General features: G+C 64.9%; 16 protein-coding genes and 1 pseudogene. 8 read left to right on the forward strand and 9 right to left on the reverse strand.

Annotated features, from left to right (window positions below; all coding sequences use genetic code 11):
* The first annotated feature begins 316 nt into the window (after positions 1–316).
* From pykF to AB5Y47_RS06445, 4 genes are all read left to right on the forward strand, one after another.
* Positions 317–1,729, forward strand: a complete 1,413-nt coding sequence (pykF, locus tag AB5Y47_RS06430) for a pyruvate kinase PykF (protein ID WP_010673615.1) — start codon at positions 317–319, stop codon at positions 1,727–1,729.
* Positions 1,730–1,878: 149 nt separating this feature from the next.
* Positions 1,879–5,196 (forward strand): mechanosensitive channel MscK, encoded by a 3,318-nt coding sequence (gene mscK / locus AB5Y47_RS06435; RefSeq protein ID WP_053288265.1) that lies wholly within the window; start codon positions 1,879–1,881, stop codon positions 5,194–5,196.
* Between the two features lie 120 nt (positions 5,197–5,316).
* On the forward strand, positions 5,317–5,925 hold the full coding sequence (locus AB5Y47_RS06440) for a LysE family translocator (RefSeq protein ID WP_010673613.1): 609 nt from the start codon (positions 5,317–5,319) through the stop codon (positions 5,923–5,925).
* Positions 5,926–5,982: 57 nt separating this feature from the next.
* Positions 5,983–6,981, forward strand: coding sequence for a beta-propeller fold lactonase family protein (locus tag AB5Y47_RS06445; protein ID WP_368220036.1), 999 nt, complete (start codon positions 5,983–5,985; stop codon positions 6,979–6,981).
* A 63-nt stretch (positions 6,982–7,044) separates the two neighbouring features.
* Here the strand turns inward: AB5Y47_RS06445 and AB5Y47_RS06450 are convergent, their stop codons facing one another.
* Together AB5Y47_RS06450 and AB5Y47_RS06455 are read right to left on the reverse strand one after the other, a co-directional pair.
* Complete coding sequence (locus tag AB5Y47_RS06450) at positions 7,045–7,785, reverse strand: dienelactone hydrolase family protein (RefSeq protein WP_201893486.1); 741 nt, start codon at positions 7,783–7,785, stop codon at positions 7,045–7,047.
* Between the two features lie 145 nt (positions 7,786–7,930).
* The gene (locus AB5Y47_RS06455; RefSeq protein WP_041213272.1) at positions 7,931–9,169 is read right to left on the reverse strand and encodes a uracil-xanthine permease family protein; all 1,239 of its coding nucleotides are present in this window, start codon (positions 9,167–9,169) and stop codon (positions 7,931–7,933) included.
* A 317-nt stretch (positions 9,170–9,486) separates the two neighbouring features.
* On the opposite strand from AB5Y47_RS06455, the gene AB5Y47_RS06460 reads away from it, so the two are divergent.
* Positions 9,487–10,698 (forward strand): hypothetical protein, encoded by a 1,212-nt coding sequence (locus AB5Y47_RS06460; protein WP_368220037.1) that lies wholly within the window; start codon positions 9,487–9,489, stop codon positions 10,696–10,698.
* Positions 10,699–10,815: 117 nt separating this feature from the next.
* Here the strand turns inward: AB5Y47_RS06460 and AB5Y47_RS06465 are convergent, their stop codons facing one another.
* Positions 10,816–12,525: an NAD-dependent malic enzyme gene (locus AB5Y47_RS06465; RefSeq protein WP_324042209.1), complete on the reverse strand. Its 1,710-nt coding sequence runs from the start codon at positions 12,523–12,525 to the stop codon at positions 10,816–10,818.
* Positions 12,526–12,746: 221 nt separating this feature from the next.
* On the opposite strand from AB5Y47_RS06465, the gene mobA reads away from it, so the two are divergent.
* The 3 genes and pseudogenes from mobA to AB5Y47_RS06480 all read left to right on the forward strand — a co-directional run bounded on the left by mobA (position 12,747) and on the right by AB5Y47_RS06480 (position 15,268).
* Positions 12,747–13,361 (forward strand): molybdenum cofactor guanylyltransferase MobA, encoded by a 615-nt coding sequence (mobA, locus tag AB5Y47_RS06470; protein WP_045523963.1) that lies wholly within the window; start codon positions 12,747–12,749, stop codon positions 13,359–13,361.
* Positions 13,358–13,843, forward strand: a pseudogene (gene mobB, locus AB5Y47_RS06475) (molybdopterin-guanine dinucleotide biosynthesis protein B); the annotation flags it as partial. The gene mobA and the pseudogene mobB, both read left to right, overlap by 4 nt.
* A gap of 345 nt (positions 13,844–14,188) precedes the next feature.
* Entirely contained in the window at positions 14,189–15,268 is a 1,080-nt protein-coding gene (locus AB5Y47_RS06480; RefSeq protein ID WP_368220038.1) for an FUSC family protein, read from the forward strand.
* A 69-nt stretch (positions 15,269–15,337) separates the two neighbouring features.
* On the opposite strand, the gene AB5Y47_RS06485 is transcribed toward AB5Y47_RS06480, so the two are convergent.
* The 6 genes from AB5Y47_RS06485 to AB5Y47_RS06510 all read right to left on the reverse strand — a co-directional run bounded on the left by AB5Y47_RS06485 (position 15,338) and on the right by AB5Y47_RS06510 (position 20,723).
* Positions 15,338–16,711: an HD-GYP domain-containing protein gene (locus AB5Y47_RS06485; protein ID WP_368220039.1), complete on the reverse strand. Its 1,374-nt coding sequence runs from the start codon at positions 16,709–16,711 to the stop codon at positions 15,338–15,340.
* An 84-nt stretch (positions 16,712–16,795) separates the two neighbouring features.
* Positions 16,796–17,353, reverse strand: a complete 558-nt coding sequence (locus AB5Y47_RS06490) for a DUF3332 domain-containing protein (RefSeq protein WP_151028715.1) — start codon at positions 17,351–17,353, stop codon at positions 16,796–16,798.
* Between the two features lie 144 nt (positions 17,354–17,497).
* Positions 17,498–18,793, reverse strand: a complete 1,296-nt coding sequence (locus AB5Y47_RS06495) for a PAS domain-containing methyl-accepting chemotaxis protein (protein WP_125117388.1) — start codon at positions 18,791–18,793, stop codon at positions 17,498–17,500.
* Between the two features lie 200 nt (positions 18,794–18,993).
* Entirely contained in the window at positions 18,994–19,458 is a 465-nt protein-coding gene (locus tag AB5Y47_RS06500; protein WP_279963014.1) for a GNAT family N-acetyltransferase, read from the reverse strand.
* 60 nt (positions 19,459–19,518) lie between these two features.
* Positions 19,519–19,974: a DoxX family protein gene (locus tag AB5Y47_RS06505; RefSeq protein ID WP_045523951.1), complete on the reverse strand. Its 456-nt coding sequence runs from the start codon at positions 19,972–19,974 to the stop codon at positions 19,519–19,521.
* Positions 19,971–20,723, reverse strand: a complete 753-nt coding sequence (locus tag AB5Y47_RS06510; protein ID WP_368220040.1) for a putative DNA-binding domain-containing protein — start codon at positions 20,721–20,723, stop codon at positions 19,971–19,973. The genes AB5Y47_RS06505 and AB5Y47_RS06510 overlap by 4 nt, the downstream gene beginning before the upstream one ends.
* Positions 20,724–20,782: the final 59 nt, after the last annotated feature.

Genomic DNA, 20,782 nt, shown 5'->3' on the forward strand with positions numbered 1-20,782 from the left:
CGCCCTGACGCCGCGGGAGGGAGTGACTACACTGGATGACGGCCAACGGCATCGGGCCGGATCGCCCCCGCAATGGGGCCCTGTTGTTTGTCATTTAACAACATGGGATCGGGCAGGATGCGGGGCCAGAAATGGGAACCAAATGGCCTCAGTTGCGGAAAATCAATTATTTTAGCCCCTAAAATGAGCTGTGAGCGAAAACGTTATCTTTCAAATTGAGGCCGTTTTCGCTCAAAACGTTGTTTCTGGATCATAAAAAGTATCCAAAAACTGGTGTATATTGCACGGCGGAAATTCCTTAACCATGAAGACTGACATGAAAAAGACCAAAATCGTCTGCACCATCGGTCCCAAGACCGAATCCAAAGAAATGCTGGGCAAGATGCTGGATGCCGGCATGAACGTCATGCGCCTGAACTTCTCCCACGGCGACTACGCCGAACACGGTGGTCGCATCAGCAACCTGCGCGCTGTCATGGCCGAAACCGGCAAGCACGCAGCCATCCTGCTGGACACCAAGGGTCCGGAAATCCGCACCATCAAGCTCGAAGGCGGCAACGACGTCTCCCTGGTCGCCGGCCAGACCTTCACCTTCACCACCGACCAGACCGTGGTGGGCAACAAAGACAAAGTCGCCGTCACCTATGCCGGTTTTGCCAGCGACCTGCGCGTCGGCAACCGCATCCTGGTTGACGACGGCCTGATTGGCCTGGACGTCATCGAAATCACCGAGCGCGAAGTGATCTGTAAAGTGCTCAACAACGGTGACCTGGGCGAGAACAAGGGCATCAACCTGCCGGGCGTCTCCATCAAGCTGCCGGCCCTGGCCGAGAAAGACAAGCGCGACCTCATCTTCGGTTGCGAGCAAGGCGTTGATTTCGTTGCCGCCTCCTTCATTCGCAAGAAAGAAGACGTGCTGGAAATCCGTGAGCACCTGAAAGCCCACGGCGGCGAGAACATCCAGATCATCTCCAAGATCGAAAACCAGGAAGGCCTGGACAACTTCGACGAGATCCTGGCTGTCTCCGACGGCATCATGGTTGCCCGTGGCGACATGGGTGTCGAGATCCCGGTAGAAGAAGTGATCTTCGCCCAGAAGATGATCATCGAGAAGTGCAACAAAGCCCGCAAAGTGGTCATCACCGCCACCCAGATGCTGGACTCCATGATCAAGAACCCGCGTCCGACCCGCGCCGAAGCTGGCGACGTGGCCAACGCCATCCTGGACGGTACCGACGCAGTCATGCTGTCCGGTGAGTCCGCCAAGGGCAAGTACCCGCTGGAAGCCGTGACCATCATGGCCACCATCTGCGAGCGTACCGATGCCGTGATGCCGTCCAACCTGTCTGCTGCCAACGACAGCAACAAGCTGCGCATCACCGAAGCGGTCTGCAAAGGCGCGGTAGAGACCTCCGAGAAGCTGGACGCCCCGCTGATCGTGGTTGCCACCGAAGGCGGCAAGTCTGCCAAGGCCATCCGCAAGTACTTCCCGAAAGCCTGGATCCTGGCCATCACCACCAACAAGAAGACCGCTGCCCAGCTGGTGCTGACCAAGGGTGTGGTTGCTCACGTGGTTGACTCCATCGCCTCCACCGACGACTTCTATCGCATCGGCAAAGAAGCTGCGCTGGAAATCGGCATGGGCGTGAAGGGTGACGTGGTTGTCATGGTCTCCGGTGCCCTGGTACCGAGCGGTACCACCAACACCGCCTCCGTTCACGTACTGTAATCCGTCCTGAACCGATGAAAGCGGCGCCTGCGGGCGCCGTTTTTTTTTATCTCTCCCCCTGCTGCCCCTCTTGCGCCGGTGCTAGAATCCACGCGGATTTTACCCTGGTGGAAAATCCCCCGAACATCGCATAATCACCCGGACGCTTTATGCTCTCAACACGCTTCAAAAGAGCCTCGGCCACCCTGCTGCCGCTGCTCTGTTTACTCATCACCTTCTGGACCCCGAGCACCCTGGCGCAGGATCTGCCCCAGCGCGCCACCGTGCAGCGGGCGCTCGACGCCCTCGGCAAATCGGACACCCCCACGGCCAGCCAGCAGGCGGACCAGAAGTTCCTGACTGACACCCTCTCCCTCCTCGACAGCATCGACAAGGAGAAGAGCAAGGCCAAAACCCAGAGCGAACGCCTGCGCACCCTGCCGGCAGAGCTCAAGGAGATCGGCGCCAAGCTCGACGCCCTGACCCAGGGCAAGAGCCCGGAGCAGCTCAAGAGCGAATACGCCACCATGAGCCTGGCGGAGCTCGATGCCCGCCAACCCGAGATCATGGCCAACATGCAGGCGGCCCAGGAGGCCCTTGGCACCATCGGCAGCCAGATCACCAACCTGCAGACCCTGCCGGAGCGGGCCCAGGCCAGCATGAGCCGCGCCTATCAGCGCAGCCAGGAGATCCGCACCCGCCTCAACGCCGGGGACGGGGTGAGCAGCGCCGAGAAAATGAAGCTTAATGCCGAACTGGCCCTGCTGGATCTGCAACTGGCCAACCTGCAAAAGGAGCTGGACAACCGCACCAGCATGCAGGATCTGGTGGTCAAGCAACGGGACTATCAGAGTGCCCGCCTTGCCAGTGAAGAGCAGAAACTGCAGGCATTGCAGGAGCAGAGCAGCGCCAAGCGCCTGGGGGATACCGAGAAGACCGCCGAAGAGACCGGCGAACTGGTGGCCGCCGAAGACAACCCCCTGGTGCAAAAAGAGCAGGAGCTCAACTACCAGCTCAGCCAGCAACTCATCAGCTCCACCAACAGCCTCAATACCCTGGCCCAGAAGAACCTGCAGGCGAAGAGCATGCTGGAGCGCGGCACCCAGACCGAGCGCAACCTCAACGAACAGGTGCAGATGCTCAAGGGCAACCTGCTGCTCTCGCGCATCCTCTATCAGCTCTACCAGCAACTGGAAGCGGCCCCCTCCACCCTGGTGAAGAACCTGGAGGAGCAGATCGCCGACCTGCATCTGGCCCAGTTCGAACTGAGCCAGCAGCGTGACCAGCTGTTCCAGAAGAACCAGTATCTGGACAACCTCATTGCCAGCAGCGGCGAGACGGTGAGCGACGAAGACAGGGCCAGCCTTGCCAAGCTCATCGACACCCGCATCGGCCTGCTGGATCAGCTCAACCGCCAGATGGATGCCCAGCTCACCAACGCCATCAGCCTGCAACTGACCCAGCAGCAGCTGACCCGGGTCTATGCCTCCATCGAGTTCACCCTGCAGCAGCACATCTTCTGGGTGAGCAGCAACAAGCCCATCGATGCCAAGTGGTTCATCACCTGGCCGGCCCAGGCCTTCAAGCAGGCCTCCGACTGGGTGCTGAAACCGGACTGGAGCGGCTGGGGCGACATGCTGCTGGCGGTCTCCCTGCTCTCCCTGCCACTGCTGCTGGTGGGGGGCCTGCTGCTGTGGAAGCGCGGCACCCTGCTCGAGCGCCAGAAGAAGATCGTCAAGGATCTGGGACGTTTTCGTCAGGACAGCCAGTGGCACACCCCCCGTGCCCTGCTGTTCACCGTGCTGCAACGCCTGCCGGGCACCCTCTTCATCCTGGCCGCCGGCCTGCTGCTCGCCTATTGCGGCCTGCTGAGCCCGAGACTCATCTTCCAGATCACCCTGAACCTGGCCCTCGGCTACCTGGTGTTCAGCGTCTACCTGTCGGTGATGCGACCAGGGGGCATCGGCGAGACCCACTTCCGCATGCCGCGGGACGAACTGCAGGCCAAGCGCAACAGCATGCGCTACCTCTGGCTGCCCCTGCTGCCCCTCATCATGCTGTCGACCAAGGCGGTGGTGGAGCCCTCCTCCCTTGGCAACGACGTCATCGGCCAGGGCATGACCATGCTGCTGCTGGGGCTGACCGCCTACCTGGTGCTGCCCATCTCCCGCGCCCGCATCAAGGGCGAGGCGAGCATGTTGCAGACCCTGACCGCCGTCGCCCTGGCGCTGGCGCCGGTGGCCCTGATGGTGCTGGCAGCCCTTGGCTACTACTACACGGCCCTGAAACTCACCGGCAGGCTCATCGAGTCCTTCTACCTCATCATCATCTGGGGTCTGGTCTATCGCACCGCCCTGCGCGGTCTTGAGCTGGCGGCCCGTCGTCTGGCCTATCGCCGCGCGGTCGCCAAGCGGGAACACAAGACCCAGGAGGATGCGGAAGGGGGCGAAGCCATCGAAGAGCAACCCATGGATCTGGAAGAGGTCAGCCAGCAGTCCCTGCGTCTGACCCGCATCATGCTGCTGCTGGTGTTCGGCGTCGCCTTCTACTGGCTCTGGTCTGATCTGGTGGCGGTCTTCACCTACCTCGACAGCGTGGTGCTGTGGCACAAGAGCGAGGGGACCGGGGCCAACGCCGTGCTCTATCCCATCAGCCTGAGCGACGTGCTGACCGGCCTCTTCGTGTTTGGTGCGGCTCTGTCGCTGGCCCGCAACCTGCCGGGCCTGCTGGAGGTGCTGGTGCTCTCCAAGCTGCGCCTTGCTCAAGGCACGGCCTACGCCTTCACCACTATGCTCAACTACGCCCTGATCGGGGTGGGCAGCCTGACGGCGCTGGCCATGCTGGGGGTCCAGTGGGAGAAGCTGCAGTGGCTGGCCGCCGGTCTCTCGGTCGGTATAGGTTTCGGCATGCAGCAGATCGTCTCCAACTTCATCTCCGGCATCATCATTCTGTTCGAGCGCCCGGTGCGGATCGGCGACACCGTCACCATCGGCACCATCTCGGGCACGGTCAACAAGATCAGGATCCGCTCCACCACCCTCACCGACTTCGACCGCAAGGAGGTGATCATACCGAACCAGCAGCTGATGATAGAGCGGCTCATCAACTGGTCCCTGTCCGACACCGTCACCCGGGTCATCGCCCGGGTCGGGGTGGCCTATGGCTCGGATCTGGATCTGACCCGCAAGCTGTTGATGCAGGCCGCCATGGAGAACAGCCGGGTGCTGAAAGACCCGGCCCCCATCGTCTACTTCCTCACCTTCGGGCCCAGCACCCTGGATCACGAGCTGCGCTTCTTCGTGAGCGAGCTGGGGGATCGCAACCCGGCCATCGACGAGCTGAACCGCCGCATCGACGTGCTGTTCCGCGAGCATGGCATCGAGATCGCGTTCAACCAGATGGACGTCTACATCAAGAACATGCAGGGAGACGAACAGAAGGTGGAATCCCGCCCGGCGCTGCCGCCGGCAGGGAACCAGCCCGTCTGATCCCGCCCACTTCACAGGCCCCGTCACGGGGCCTGTTTTTTTCTGCCCGCCCCCCGCCTTGGAAAGCGCAGATCGCCCCCAATATAGGGAAGACAACGGACTGTCTGCACGAGGAACCCAATGGACTCGCTCTACGCCGTGGTGCTCTTTGCAATCTCGGCATCGGTCACCCCCGGCCCCAACAACATCATGGTGATGAGCGCCGGCGCCAGCGTCGGGATACGCAAGAGCCTGCCCCTGCTCATGGGGATCTGCGTCGGCTTCACCCTGATGCTGTTGCTGGTGGGGCTGGGCTTTGGCCAGCTCTTTACCCGCTTCCCCGAACTCCACATGTTCATCAAGTGCGCGGGCACCCTCTATCTGCTCTATCTTGCCTGGCTCATCGCCCGCCCGACGGACGGGATGGCTGACAGCAACGGGACCCGCCCGTTCGGCTTTTTCAAGGGTGCCCTGTTCCAGTGGGTCAATGCCAAGGCCTGGGTGGTTGCCACCGGCGCCATCGCCGCCTTCACCAGCGCGGGGAGCGACCCCTTTGAGCAGCACCTCGTCATCGCCCTGACCTTCTTCATCGTCTCTTTCCCCTGCGTCGGACTCTGGCTCCTGTGCGGTTCCCTGCTCAAGCGCTGGCTGGCAAACGATCTTGCCCGTCGCCGCTTCAACCAGGTGATGGCGGCCCTGCTGGTGCTGTCAGTGGTGCCCGTCATTCGCGAGATCCTGATCCCCGCCTGAGACGCCGGGACTCCCCTTTCCCTTGACCCGACGGATGGCCGTCGCAAAGGAGATGCAATGCAACAAGTGGTCTATGTGGCCAACCCGGTGAGCGGGTTGATCCATGTGTTTCGCATCGAAGCAGGCACCCTCGCCCCGCTGCAGGAAGTGCAGACCGGCGGCGAGGTGCAGCCCCTGGTCATCAGCCCGGACCGGCGCTGGCTCCATGCGGGGGTGCGCCCCGATTTTCGGGTGCTGAGCTTCCCCATCGCCGCCGATGGGCGGCTCGGGGCCCCGACCTCGGCGCCACTGCTCGGCAGCGCCTCCCACACCTGCATGGACGGCAGCGGCCGCCTCTTCTTTGCCGCCTCCTACGCCTTCAACCACGTCACCGTCTCCCGCCAGGATCAGGCGGGCCGGATGCAGCCCCCTCACCAGCGTCTCGACCACCTGATGGCGGCCCACTCGGTCACCTGGCTCCCGGGGCAAAACGGGGAGCAGGAGCTGCTGGTGGCCTGCCTGAAAGAGGACAGGGTGCGCCGCTTTGCCCTGGTGGACGAGAGGCTGGTTCCCCATCCGTTGGGGGACATTCACACCGCCCCCGGCGCCGGGCCCCGCCATCTGGCACTGCACCCGGACAACGGCGATCTCTATTGCCTCAACGAACTCGACGCCACCCTCAATCGCTACCACAGGGAGGCGGACGGACAGATAGTGGCGCGCGAGAGCCTGGACATGCTACCCCCAGGCTATGAGGGGGAGCGCTGGGGCGCCGACCTGCACCTGACCCCGGATGGACGTTTTCTCTACACCAGCGAACGGGCCAGCAGCCTGCTCACCCTGTTCGGCGTCTCCCCCCAAGATGGCGCCCTCACCCCCCTCGGCCACTTCCCGACCGAGGCCTGTCCCCGGGGCTTTGCCATCGACCACAGCGGCCACTGGCTCATCGCGACCGGGCAGCAATCCCATGAGGTGGCACTGCATGCCATCGACCCCGAAAGCGGCCAGCTCACCCCGGGCCCACGGAGCGAGGTGGGCAAGGGGGCCATGTGGGTGAGGGTGCTCGCCCTCCCCTGAGATGGCAAAAAACGGGCATAAAAAAAGCCATGGCACTGCCATGGCCTGCGTGAGCCGGCCCCCTCAGGAGCCGGTCACCTCCTTCAGGAAACCGGTGAAACGCTGCCAGGACTTGGCATCGGCATCGGCGCGGTAGTTGTCCGAGCCAAAAACGCTGAACGCGTGGGGGGCGCCGCTGTAGCTGGTCGCCTCGTGCTTCACCCCGGCGCTCTCCAGCTCGGCCACCAGCGCCGCAAACTGACCCAGAGAGACCGCCTCGTCGGCGCTGCCGTGCTGGACAAGCAACTGTCCCTTCGCCTCTTTGTAGTCCTGCCCGGCCGGGGTCTCCAGCCCGCCGTGTACGCTCACCACCCCTTTGAGATCCGCCCCGCTGCGGGCCAGCTCCAGCACGGCGGCGCCGCCAAAGCAGTAACCGAGGGCCACCGCATTGTCGAGCCGCCCCCCCTGCCTGCCCGCCTCCGCCAATCCCCCTTGCAGCAGGGTGCGCATCCTGGTCCTGTCCTGATAGAGGGCTCCGGTGAGGCGCTTCTTGTCTTCCACCGTGCTCGGCCTGACCCCGGCACCGAACAAATCTACGGCAAAGACACTGTAGCCCAGGGCCACCAGCATCTCGGCCCGCTTGATCTCGTAACCGTTGAGCCCGTCCCAGTCGTGCACCAGCACCACCAGGGGGGCATCCTTGTCGGCAGCCGCCAGGTAATAGCCCTCGAACGGCTTGCCTTCGACCTCGTAGCGCACCGCACCGGCCTCGGCCGCGCCGCTCCCCATCAGCCCCAGCAGAGCCAGGATCCATGCCCTCTTCATCCTTTCGTCCTCTCCCGTCAATGGTGCCCCTGAGTGTAGCCGCTTCACATGGGGAGCCCGGGTTCAGTGGTACGCAGGCCAAAAGAGAGAGGCCACCCGAAGGTGGCCTCTTTTTCATCATCTCAACGTACAGCAAGCCAGGCGCTTAATCCTTGGCGCTCTCCATGGCACCCGTTTCGGAGTGCTGGGGCAGGATGAGGTTGAGCAGGATGGCCGCCACCGAGGCCAGCCCCACACCCGCCAGGGCGAAGTCGCCGATCTTCATCTCCAGGGCACCGACACCCACGGTCAGGGTCACGGCCACGATGGCGATGTTGCGGGACAGCCCCAGATCCACCTTGGACTCCACCAGGGTCTTGAGACCGATGGCGGCGATGGATCCGAACAGCAGCAGCATGATGCCACCCATCACCGGCATGGGGATGGAGGTGAGCAGGGCGTTGAACTTGCCGAAGAAGGCCAGAATGATGGCGAACACCGCGGCCCAGGTCATGGTGACCGGGTTGAAGTTGCGGGTGATCATCACGGCGCCGGTCACTTCCGCATAGGTGGTGACGGGGGGACCACCGATGAAACCGGCGAAGCAGACGCCGATGCCGTCACCGGCCAGGGTGCGGTGCAGGCCCGGATCCTTGGTGTAGTCCTTGCCGGTCACGCCGCCGATGGCCAGCACGCCGCCAATGTGCTCGATGCAGGGGGCGATGGCCACCGGCAGCATGAAGAGGGCCGCGGCCCAGTTGATCTCCGGGGTCTCGAAGTGGGGCAGCGCCAGCCAGGGAGCGTTGACCATGCCGTCGAAACTCACCTGACCCATCAGCACGGCAGAGACATAACCGGCGATGACACCGCACAGGATGGGGATGAGCTTGATCCAGCCCTTGCAGAACACGGCGGCAATCAGGGTGACCGCCAGGGAGATGCCCGCCAGGGTCAGCGCCGTGGTGGCAGGCACCACCTGCTCACCGCCGGCACGACCCATGGCCATGTTGCAGGCTACCTGGGCCACCGACAGGCCGATCACCATGATGACGGGACCGATGACCACGGGGGGCAGCAGCTTGTGCACGAAGCCCATGCCACGAGCGCGAATGATGGCCGCCAGGATGAAATACATGAAGCCCGCGGCAAACAGACCGAACATGGTGGAGGGCAGGCCCCAGGTCTGGGTGGCATAGATGATGGGGGCGATGAAGGCGAAGCTGGAGCCGAGGAAGATCGGCACCTGACGACGGGTGCAGAGCTGGAACAGCAGGGTGCCTACACCGGCGCCAAGCAGGGCCATGGAGGGGTTCAGACCGGTGAGCAGGGGCACCAGCACCATGGCACCGAAGGCGACAAACAGAATTTGCAGCCCGGCGACGCTTTGCTTGACCAAGGAAAACATGGGTATCCTTAATTTTTTGATAACTGACAGGGATATTTGACACTTTTCAGTCATCACAAGACGTTTTCAAGGCAGCCAACGGGCCAAACGGCGTCATTTGTTGCCTTTTACTGCTTGGGGAGGGCATGAAACTGGCTTTTTAGGCGGGATTCGCTGCTACAAGCATCGAGGAAGCGATTTTACGCACTTTTATGGCCAACGCCAATCGTTTTTCCGGCGAGTTGACATGACAAGGCTTTCAACTGGTCGACGCAGATATCGCCCCAATCCCCTCTCTATACTCGAAGGCGTGACCCCACACCGACAAGGAGTTCCCCATGTCACTGCCCTCGTTCAAACCCAGCCAGCGCCGGCTGCTGCTGGGCTCGGCCATCGCCCTGGCCCTGTTCGCCACCCCGCTGAGCTATGACTTCGACCACCACCAGTGGCAGGCAAACCAGGCCCATGCCAAGTCCTGCTTCATTGCCGGTACCCGCATCCTGATGGCCGATGGCTGCGAACGCCCCATCGAGACCCTGCGGATCGGCGATCGGGTGCGGGACAGGCACGGGCAGAGCAACCGCATCCAGGCCATCGAGCGGGTGGCGCTGGGGGCGCGCAGGCTCTACGGGCTCAATCATCTGCCCCCCTTCTTTACCGCCGAGCACCCCTTCCTCACCACCCGGGGCTGGGCGGCCATCGCACCGGCCATGACCCGCACCGAAAACCCGGCCCTCGCCGTGCTGCCGCTCTTTACCGGCATGCACCTGCTGGGTTGGTCAGAGGGGGGCAGCGCGGGCAACCTGGCGCTGGCGCCGCACCCTGTCGAACTGCCGGTGGCCTCCCTCTCCTGGGTTGATGCCCCGCCCGCCACGGCGCTGTTCAACCTGATCCTCGATGGCAGCCACAGCTATGTGGCCAATGGGCTGATCGTGCACAACAAAGGGGGGGATGGCGGCAGCAACAGTGGTAGCGGAGGCGGCAACAGCGGCGGCGGAGGCAGCAACAGCAGCGGCGGAGGCAGCAACAGCAGCGGCGGAGGCAGCAACAGCAGCGGTGGGGGCAATAGTAGCCACAGTGGAAACAATAGCGGAAATGGAGGCGATAGTAGCCATAACGGAAACAATGGCGGGGACGACAGCGGCCACGGCGGCGATGACCGTGGTCAGGGCGAACATGCCGGTGGCGACCAGCACGCTGGCGGCGATCGCCACGGCGGTGGCGACAAGCATGCAGGCGGGGAGCGTCATGCCGGTGGCCGGGTGGACGACAACGGTGTGGACGCCGTCGACGCCAATGGCAACAAGCTTCGGGGCGATGGCAGCGTGGACGACAACGGTGTGGACGCCGTCGACGCCAATGGCAACAAGCTTCGGGGCGATGGCAGCGTGGACGACAACGGCGTGGACGCCGTCGACGCCAATGGCAACAAGCTTCGGGGCGATGGCAGCGTGGACGACAACGGCGTGGACGCCGTCGATGCCAATGGCAACAAGCTTCGGGGCGATGGCAGCATCGATGACCGCCTGGTGCCCCCGCCCGCTCAATAGGTGGCATCGTCCTGCCCCGCACACACAGCAGGGCGGAAAACAGAGAGGGTGGCCTGGGCCACCCTCTCTGTTTCTATGGCATCGTCATGCCCGCGACACGTGCGGGCAGGTCGCACCTCAGACCCGGCGATAGGGCAGGTAGACCGGCTCCCACATATGGCTCAGGATGTGCTCTTGCAGATCCTGACCGATGAGCGGGTGGGAGGGGTCGCGGCGCACGATATCCTTGAGCACTGCGGTCGCCACGTGCACCGAGATGTTGCGCAGCTCGCTGATCCTCGGGTAGACGGTGCCCCGGGCGAGATCCGCCTCGCTCACGCACTCCGCGAGCGCAAAGGCGGCGGTGGTGAAGATGTCCGGGCTTATCTCGCGGATCTGGCTGACGATGGCCGCCAGCCCCACGCCGGGGAAGATGAAGACGTTGTTGCCCTGACCGATGCGATAATCCTGCCCCTCATGGTGCACGTCCTTGAACGGGCTGCCGGTGGCGACGATGGCGCGCCCCTGGCTCCAGCGGAAGATGTCTTCCGGCAGGGCCTCGCAGTTGGCGGTGGGGTTGGAGAGGGGGAACACCATGGGGCGCTCGCAGTGAGTCAGCATCAGCTGGATGTGCTCCTCCTGGAAGGCGCCACCGGCGCCGCTGGTGCCGAGCAGCACTGTGATGGGCACGTGGCGCAGCACATCGGTCAGCCCCGCCTTGCCCGGCAGATCCCACTGGGCCAGCAAGAGGCCCGGCTTGGCGTAGCGGCGCTTGTACTCATCCAGCCCCTCGCGGTTGTCACACACCAGCCCCTGGGTATCTAGGATATAGATGCGATCCCGCGCCGCCTGCGGGTCAAGCCCCTCGCGGATCATCCCCGCGCAGATCTGATCCGCCACCCCGACCCCGCCAGCCCCGGCCCCGTAGACCAGGTAGTGCTGCTGGCCCAGGGTTTCCCCCTTGGATTTGACGGCCCCAATGATACCCGCCAGCACCACGGCCCCGGTGCCCTGGATGTCGTCGTTGAACGACGGCAGCGCCTGCTGGTAGCGGGCCAGGTTGTTGAAGGCGTTGGACTTGCTGAAGTCCTCCCACTGCAGCACGGCGTTGGGGAAGTGGCGCTTGACCCCGGCCACGAACTTGTCGATGAAGTCGTCGTACTCCTTGCCGCGAATGCGCCTGTGGGGCTGACCCAGGTACATGGGGTCATCCAGCAGCGCCTGGTTGTCGGTGCCCACGTCCAGCGCGATGGGCAGGCAGCAGGCGGGGTGGATGCCCGCCCCCAGGGTATAGAGGGCGAGCTTGCCGATGGGAATGCCCATGCCCCCCACCCCCTGATCGCCGATGCCGAGGATCCCCTGGCTGTCGGTCACGACGATGATGCGCACCGCCTTGGCATCCATGTGGCGGGCGAGGGAGCCCATGTCATCGACGTTCTTCGGGGTGATGTAGAGGCCGCGCGGCTTCTGGAAGCGGTGGCTGAACTCCTGGCACGCCTTGCCCACGGTCGGGGTGTAGATGTAGGGGGTCATCTCCTCCACGTGGCGGGACAGGAGGGCGTAGAACAGGGTTTCGTTGCGATCCTGCAAGGCTCGCAGGTTCTGGTACTTCTCGATGTCGCTGCAGGCGCTCAGGAAGGCCTCATAGACCCGCTCCAGCTGGGCTTCGAAAGTCTGCACCTGGGGCGGCAGCAGGCCGCCCAGCTCAAAATCGGCCCGCTCCTGTTCGGTGAAGGCGGTGCCCTTGTTGAGGTTGCGATCGTTGAGCAGATTGGTGCCCGTCAGCGCAACGGGGCGAAAATCGTGACCCTGTGCATCTTTCCACAGCAGATATTGTCCGGTAGCCATAGTCATTCTCTTTGATTTACATGAAGTTGCCATCAGGCAGGAGAGCAAGGCTCAGAATGCTGGGGATCATATGACGTTTGCCGATCCGGTTTTGTGAGCTTGGACAAACCCTGCGGCCAAAGGCGCCTTTGCCGGGGCAGCCGAAGGTTGCTCCCACGCCCGCCTTGGCGCAAGATCCCGACACGCCCCTGTGGGCATCCCTTTGCGAGCAACGGAGCACCATGACCCCTTCCTCTTCCCCCGCTTTTCTCGTCAGCGGCGTCATCCTCGCGGGCGGTCGCGCCACCCGCATGGGGGGCGATGACAAGGGCTGGGTGCCCCTCGCGGGCACTCCGCTGATCGAACACGTGCTGACCCGCCTGCGCCCCCAGGTGGACGAGGTGCTGATCAACGCCAACCGCAGCCAGGCTCGCTACCGGCAGCTTGCTCCCGTCATCGGGGACGCGCAGGCCGACTTCCAGGGGCCGCTGGCCGGCATGCTGGCGGGGCTGACGGCGGCCCGTCACGACTGGGTGCTGTTCGTCCCCTGTGACGGCCCCGCCCTGCCCCTTGATCTGATGACCCGCTTTCGCGCCGCCATCACCCCGGACACCGATCTGGTGGTGGCCCACGACGGGGAGCACCTCCAGCCCGTGGTCGCCCTGCTGCGCCGCGCCCTGCGCCCCTCCCTGAGCCAGGCGCTGGCGGACGGGGAGCGCAAGACCGGGGCCTGGTTTGCCCGCCACCGGATGGCGGTGGTGCCCTTTGCCGATCTGCCCGACGCCTTCGTCAACCTCAACAGCCCGGCCGAACTCGCCGCCTGGGAGGCAAGGCTGCGGGAAGGGGGCGCGCCATGAGCCCCCTGCCCCTGCTCGGCTTCGTCGCCTGGAGCGGCACCGGCAAGACCACCCTGCTGGAGCGCCTCATCCCGCGCCTGGTGGCCCGCGGTCTGCGCCTCGGGGTGCTCAAGCACACCCACCACGCCTTTGACATGGACCAACCCGGCAAGGACAGCCACCGCCTGCGCCAGGCGGGCGCCACCCAGGTGATGGCGGCCTCCGACCGGCGCCACGCCCTGATCCGGGAGACCCCGGAGGGGGAGCCCCCCTTCGAGGCGCTGCTGGCCCGCTTCGATGGGAGCGCCCTGGATCTGCTGTTGGTCGAGGGGTTCAAGCACAGGCGCTTTCCCAAGGTGGAGCTGTATCGCGCCGCCATCGGCCGACCCCTGCTCTTCCCCGATGATCCTGACATCGTCGCCCTCGTGAGCGACGCCCCCCAGGCCACGACCCTGCCCCGGTTCCCCTTCGAGGATCTGGAGGCCATCGCCGACTTCATCTGCGCCCGCTTGCCCCCGCACGCCCCCCGTCAGGCCCCGCCGCCCCTTCGCCTCTGCGCCCGGCTGCTGGCGGCCCTGCCCCCATCGGCAGAGCAGGGCGTTGTGCCCGGCTTGCTCAGTCAGGACGAGGCGGGCACCCTGCTGGTGCGCCCGGTGGACGGGGGCCACGACAGTGCCAACTGCCGCATCGAACGGGCGCCGGGTAGCGCGGCCCTTCCCCCCGGCGAGCGGGTCATGGTGCGCCTGCCGACAGGTGCGCCCCCATGAACCGGAGAAACGACGCAGGTCAAGGCGAATGCCGTCCCCCTTGCTATCCTCACAACCCTGACCCGAGATAAGAGAACGCCCTTGCGCCTCAATGCCCCGCTCTCCCGCTTCGATCTGCTCATCTATGGCCGCTACCGCCTGGTCCACGGCCTGCGCATCGCCCTGGCCTTCACCCTCACCTTCCTGCTGACCCGGGAGCTCAAGCTGCCGGAGAGCACCTGGCCCCTCATCACCCTGGTGGTGGTGATGGGCCCCATCTCGTTCTGGGGCAACGTGCTGTCGCGCGCCCTGCAACGGGTGGTGGGCACCGTCTTTGGCGCCGCCTGCGGGGTGGTGGCCCTCTATCTGGAGCTCTACTCCCTGCCCCTGATGCTGGCCTGGTGCTGCGCCATCATGTTCCTGTGCGGCTACCTGGCGCTCGGCAAGCGCCCCTATGTGGGGCTGCTCATCGGCATCACCCTGGGGGTCATCGTCGGCGGGGTGCCCGGGGACATCGAGACCGCGCTCTGGCGCAGCGGCGACGTCATCCTGGGATCGGTGCTGGCCCTGCTGTTTTGCAGCATCTACCCCCAGCGGGCCTATACCCACTGGCGTCTGCAGATGCACGACACCCTGCAGCAGGCCGGGCGGCTCTACCACACCCACCTCTCCCCCAACGTGCTGGAGCGCCCCAAGCTCACCCGAAGCCATGCCCGCCTGCTCGCCAAAATAGTCAGCCTGCGCCCACTGCTGGTCCCGGCGGTCAAGGAGACCCGCCTTGGCAGCCCGCTGTTCGAGGCGACCCAGACCACCCTTCGCAACAGCGTCTGCACCCTGGAGATGCTGGCCAACACCTATTGGCGGGATCGCCAGAGCCACTTCCTGATGCAGAGCCACCCGGGGCTTCGCGCCTGCCAGCAGGCGACGGAGTCAGTGCTCACCGAACTCGCCCTCATGCTCAAGAGCGGTGATACCATGGCGGCCGACCAGGCCATCGGCCACCTGCAAGAGGCCGCCGCAAGGCTCGATGGGGACGCAAGCCAGGCGCCAGGCCAGGGACACGACCCCACCCTTGGCGGCTACCTCTGGCTCAATCTCCATCTCATCGAGCAGCTCGCCCACCTCCATCGCCTGCTGGGGCTGGTGCTGCAACCCTATGCCAAGCCCTCGGCCCGCCCCTGATCGCGCCTCCTGCAACCGCCCACAAAAAAGCCCCGCCGATGCGGGGCTTGTTTGTCTCGGGCTCGCGCCTTAGCTTGCACGAGCCAGGGGCTGCTCCGGAGTGAGGTAGAGGGAGAAGTCCTCTATCCCCGCCTTCAGGGCGGCAAAGCAGTCGGGGTCGATGGCCGTGCCCAGGTTTTCCGCCATCATCTCCAGGGCCCTCGGCACCGGGATGGCATCCCGATAGGGACGCTTGGCGGTGATGGCATCGAAGATGTCGGCGGTGGTGATGATGCGCGTCTCCAGGGTGATCGCCTCCCCCTTGAGCCCCTTGGGGTAGCCCATGCCGTCGAGTCGCTCATGGTGGGCGCCAGCCACCTGGGCCAGCTCCTCGAAGGCGCCGATGCGGCTCAGGATCTCCTCGGTGTAGGCGGCATGCATCTGCACCGCCGCCCACTCCTGCTCGTCAAGCTTGCCCGGCTTGTCGAGGATGGCGTTGCTCACCCCGAGCTTGCCCACGTCGTGGAGCAGGGCACCCCGCTTGAGCCAGCGTCGCCGCGCCTCGGACATCCCCATCTGGGCGGCGAGGATGTCGGTATAGAGCGCCACCCTGCCGCTGTGCCCCGCGGTATAGGGGCTCTTGGAGTCCACCACCTGGCCGAAGGCCGCCGCTATCTCGTCCAGATAATCCTCATCCAGCGCCACCTCCCCCTGCCCCGCCGGGTGGGCGAAGACCCGCTCCGCCAACGCGGGATCCGCCAGCCCTTGCCAGAAGGCCTCGTCTGCCAGCGCCTCGAAGGCCCTGACCAGGGCGGGATCAAACCAGTTGCCGCTGCGCTCGCGCAGCTCCCTCATCGCCGCGTCCGGTCCGGCGGCGGCGTGAAACACGTCCACCACCTGACAGAGCAGGGCGATGCGGGAGAAGAGCGGGATGGCCTCTCCCGCCAGTTGTTGCGGCCGCCCTTTGCCGCTCCAGTGCTCATCCAGGGAGAGGATCCCCTGGGCCACCTCGTCGCTGAAACGCAACTGGCGGGCGATGTCCGCCCCCCGGTGGCAGCGGGTCAGGATCAGCTCGTTGGCTATCTGATCCCCGTTGCGAAAGATGTGGAACAGGCTGCGAAAACGGCCCAGCAGATCCGCCTGCAAGCCGGTGTGGCCCAGCACGAAGTTGACCACCTCGGAGAGGGAGCCATCCACCAGCTTGAAGTCGCGCTTGAAGTGAAGATCGTCGGTGAGATAGAGCTCGCAGATGCGGGCGGCATTGCTGCTGCACCCCAGATCCTTGAGCAACAGGGTGTAGTAGAGGTCGTGGCGCTGCCGGGCATTCAGTCCCAGTTGCTCCCCCAGACGAGAGCCTATCCAGCAACAGCGGATGCAATGGCCTCTCGGCTGCCCTTCCGTCATGTCCAGGGCATGGCTGAGAGAACCAATCAGCTCTGCCAAACGCAATCCATTTACCGTCATAGCCCACTCCCTCTACATCGGGGCGTACTTGCCCGCAGGCATGTATAGCATTTGTTGGGAGTAAAGGATCAGGGGCGCGACAAATTATACCTTCACCGCTCCCCGGCTTGCCGCCGCATCGCGCTGCTCGCGGCTCAGGGTCGAGACCAGTTTGTCATCCAGATAGAGATCCAGCCGCTCCCCGCGCATCTCTCCCCGCATCAGGCTGCGCTGACCGTCGATGTAGTGGATCTCCATCTGGGCGGTGCGCTCGTCCGGGTAGCTCACCTGTACCTCGCGCACCCCTTGGGGCAGCAGGGCCAGCGGCACCTGGTTGAGGGCAGGATCCAGGTGCGGGTTCACCTTGATGATCGCATCGCTCTTCTGATCCACCAGGGCGGGCGCCTTGCCGGTGATGGGGTTCTTGCCGGACCAGAATTCGATGGTGTTGAACACGAAGAGATCCGCCGTGGCCGCCAGGCCATAGACGGGGGAGAGCAGCACGAAGACGCCGGCACGGCCGTAGCGGTTGTCCACCACGCTGAGGTTGCCCTTGGTCACCATGGAAGAGAGGCCCATCTGACCCATGCAACCACCGAGCCCCAGGCTCGCCCCCACTCCCAGCAGCAGGGCCAGTGCCCTGCCTCTCTGTCGTACTGCCATTGTTGTCTACCTGCTCAATAAAAAGGAGGCGGCAGCCTAAACAAGGGGGCCGGGCGGCACAATGACGAAGGGGGGCGTCATACAGCCAGGGTTCAGCCTGGCCGTCCGATCGCTCACTCTGTTGGCAATCTTGCGGTCAGCCCCTCAGATGGAGAGGGCCGACACCGTCTGGGAGACCCTGTCCGCCTCCTGGTGGATCTCGCTCATCAGCTTGTCCACCCCGGCGATCTGCTGCTTGCCGAGTTCGGCGCTGCCCGCCACCCCGGCCATGTCGTCGGTCACCCTGGCGGTCAGCTCGCGGTTCTTCTGCACCACCCTGGCGATCTCGTCGGTAGAAAGCGACGTGCGGGCGGCCAGCTGGCGCACCTCGTCCGCCACCACCGCAAACCCGCGCCCCTGCTCACCCGCCCGCGCCGCCTCGATGGCAGCGTTCAGGGCCAGCAGATTGGTCTGATCGGCGATGGCGCTGATGGTCGAGACGATGGCCTCGATGCTTCTGGACTGCTCGTTGAGCTGGCCGATGAGGGCGATGGCCTCATCCACCTGGGAAGCGATGAGGGAAGAGGTCTGCACCACGGCGCGCAGCAGGCCCGCCCCCTCCTCTGCGCTGTGCAGGGTTTCCTGGGCGGTGCTGTGGGCCAGGCGGGCGGCCTCCCGGGTCGCGTGGTTCTGCTCGATGCGCGCGGTGATGTCGCTGGCGAACTTCACCACCCGCACCACCTTGCCGCTGCCATCCCGGATGGGGTTGTAGGTCGCCTCCAGCCAGACGGCCTGCCCACGACTGTTGTGGCGCATGAAGAGGCCGGATTTGAACTGACCCCGGGCCAGTTCTTCCCAGAAACGGGGCTGCTCGCGCAGAAAGGCCTCGTCACAGAAGATCCTGTGGTGCCTGCCCGCGATCTCCCCCAGGGTGTAACCCATGACGCTCAGGAAGTTGGCATTGGCATGGATAATGTCGCCGTTCGGGGTGAACTCGATCATGGCCCGGGAGCGGTCCAGCGCCTCGGTCAGCGCCTCGAGCCGCCCAAGCCGCTGGTGCTGTTCGGTGACGTCGCTGGCAATCTTGAGTACCCGGGTCACCCGGCCCTGGTGCTTCACCGGGAAATAGGTCGCCTCCAGCCAGCGCGTCTCCCCCTGCCGGTTCACGCGCTCGAAGGTGCCTGACTGCACCTCCCCCTGGGCCAGGCGGCGCCAGAACTGGCGATAGTCACCTGACTCCCCCCAGGCCCTCGGACAGAGCTGGCTGTGGGGCTGCCCAATCAGTTCGGCGGCACCATATCCCATCAGGGCCAGGAAAGGAGTGCTCGCCTCCTGGATGATCCCCTCCGGGCTGAAGATGACGGTGGCGGCACCCGCCTTGATCGCCTCTATGATGCCCTGCTCCTCGTCGAGCCGGGTCTGGCATGCCTGCAACTGCGCTTTGAGCTTCTGATTGAACATGACACTTCTTCCTCGTTGACCATCCCCATGGGCACCACGGCCTCACCCACAGAGGGTATCGGCACCGCCAGCGCCGACATAAGTGGTCGGACGACTGAAACGAATGGGGCGCGCAGTGTATAGAAAAGCGGCGATGCCGCCAAGGGCTCCCAATACGCAGCCCAGGCGAAAGAGGATCAGCCCGGCGGTGAAAAAGGCGGCTAACGAGCGGGAACGCACTCAAGACAGGCGGGATTGCCGGCAAAGCCGAACCGTTCGTAGATAGCGCGCCCATCACTGCTGGCATGAAGCCACAGCTTGCCCAGTTGCTGCTCGCGGGCATACGCCACCATGGCCACCAGCAGGGCGTTCGCCATTCCCCGTCTGCGCCAGGCCGGCCGGGTGTAGATGTTGAGCAGGTACCCTTCCCGCCCCGCCAGATTGCCCGGGTAGGGCGGGCGCACGAAGAGTGCCAGGGTGGCGCACGCCACCACCTCGCCCTCCTCCTCCTCCACCCAGCTACGGGCGCTGCCCTCTTCCTGCGCCTGAATGAAGTAGGCCTGCGTCGCCTCCCTGAGGACCGGATCCTCATCGGGCCGGGCAAGTTCCCCCACCTCGCAAAAGAGCGCCATGCGCAGTGTCGTCAGGGCAGGAATATCGGCCGCCAGGGCCTCGCGTACCTTCATCTCTTCTCCTTTGCATTCCTTTCCCACCCGTCAGTCAGGCAGGGCTCGTGTGCGGCCACCTTACGCCGGAGGCGAGCGACGGGCAAGGCGCCAGCTGTCGAGCCCCAGGGGGCCCGCCCCCCACACGGCCAGGGTCAGCAGCATCCAGCCCCACAACTGGTGATCGTGAAAGCCTCCCGCCCAGAGGGCTGGGTAGGAGATGACCGCCATGGCGTTGAAGCCAAACAGCAGCAAGGCGACCGGACGGGTGAAGAGGCCCGCCAGCAGGAAGAGGGGCAGCAACAGCTCGGTCGCCGTGCCCGCATAGGCCGCCCACTGCCAGGGCAGCAGGGGCACCTGATATTCGAACTCGAACAGATAGAGGGTGCTGTCCCAGGCCGTGAACTTGAGCCATCCGGATCGCAGAAAAATTGTGGCGACCCAGAGCCTGGCAAGCAGCAACAGGCCACCGCTGCACCAGGGCAAGATGCGTTCAACAAGGGGGCCAAGGGGCCTGGCAAGGGTTTGCGTTGTCATGGGGCAAGCTCCAGATCGACCAGCAGGTCGAGGGTGATGAGGGGGGCCAGGTGTTCGGCCATGGCGGGATCCTGAGCCAGCAGGCTGGCCAGCGGCCTGCCCTGCAGGCAGCCTTGCAGCAGACACCAGGCGGCGGCATCCAGGGGAATGGGGTCGACCCGGTGTCCGGGGCGTTTCTTCAGTGCCAGGGAGCAGACAGCATCCAGCTCCCTGACCGTCTCACCGCCGTGCAGGGCCATCTGCCAGAGCGCCAGCACCGGATGGGGGCTCTCCAGGAGTTGCAGATCGCAAGCAGGATGCAGCACCAGCCGCTCCCAGTGGTCAGGGGTCATGGCGGCAAGCCGCTCGGCAGGCCAGCGCCGCGTCTCTGGTGCAAGCAGCGAGACCCGCTCCAGCCCCCACTCGAAGCGGGCCAGATCCCCGAGCCAGGGCAACGCGGCCGTGGTGGGCAAGCGTGCCAGCCAGTCGCCAAAGCCCTCCCCGTAGTCCATGACGCACCCCTCCTCCAGAGGTGCCGCCAGCACGAACCCTCGTGCCGCCGCCTCAAAGAAGGTCTCGCCAACCATGGCGCGTACCGCGGGGTAGCTGCTGGCGAGCACCTCGGTGAGGCCGAGGATGAAGTTGTTGCGATAGATCTGCAACAGGGCGTCGGGGGCAAAGCGTCCCGGCTGGATGTGCCCGAGGATGGTATCATCCTGGCCGAGCAGACCGCTCGCAAAAGCGCGTTGCAGGGAAGCAAGCTCAGACATAAGTGGCCTCCCCGAGCAGCCCGCTCGCAAAAGCGCGTTGCAGGGAAGCAAGCTCACAC

This window comes from Aeromonas sp. R7-2 (genome assembly GCF_040908105.1).
Classification (GTDB): Bacteria; Pseudomonadota; Gammaproteobacteria; order Enterobacterales; family Aeromonadaceae; genus Aeromonas; species Aeromonas caviae.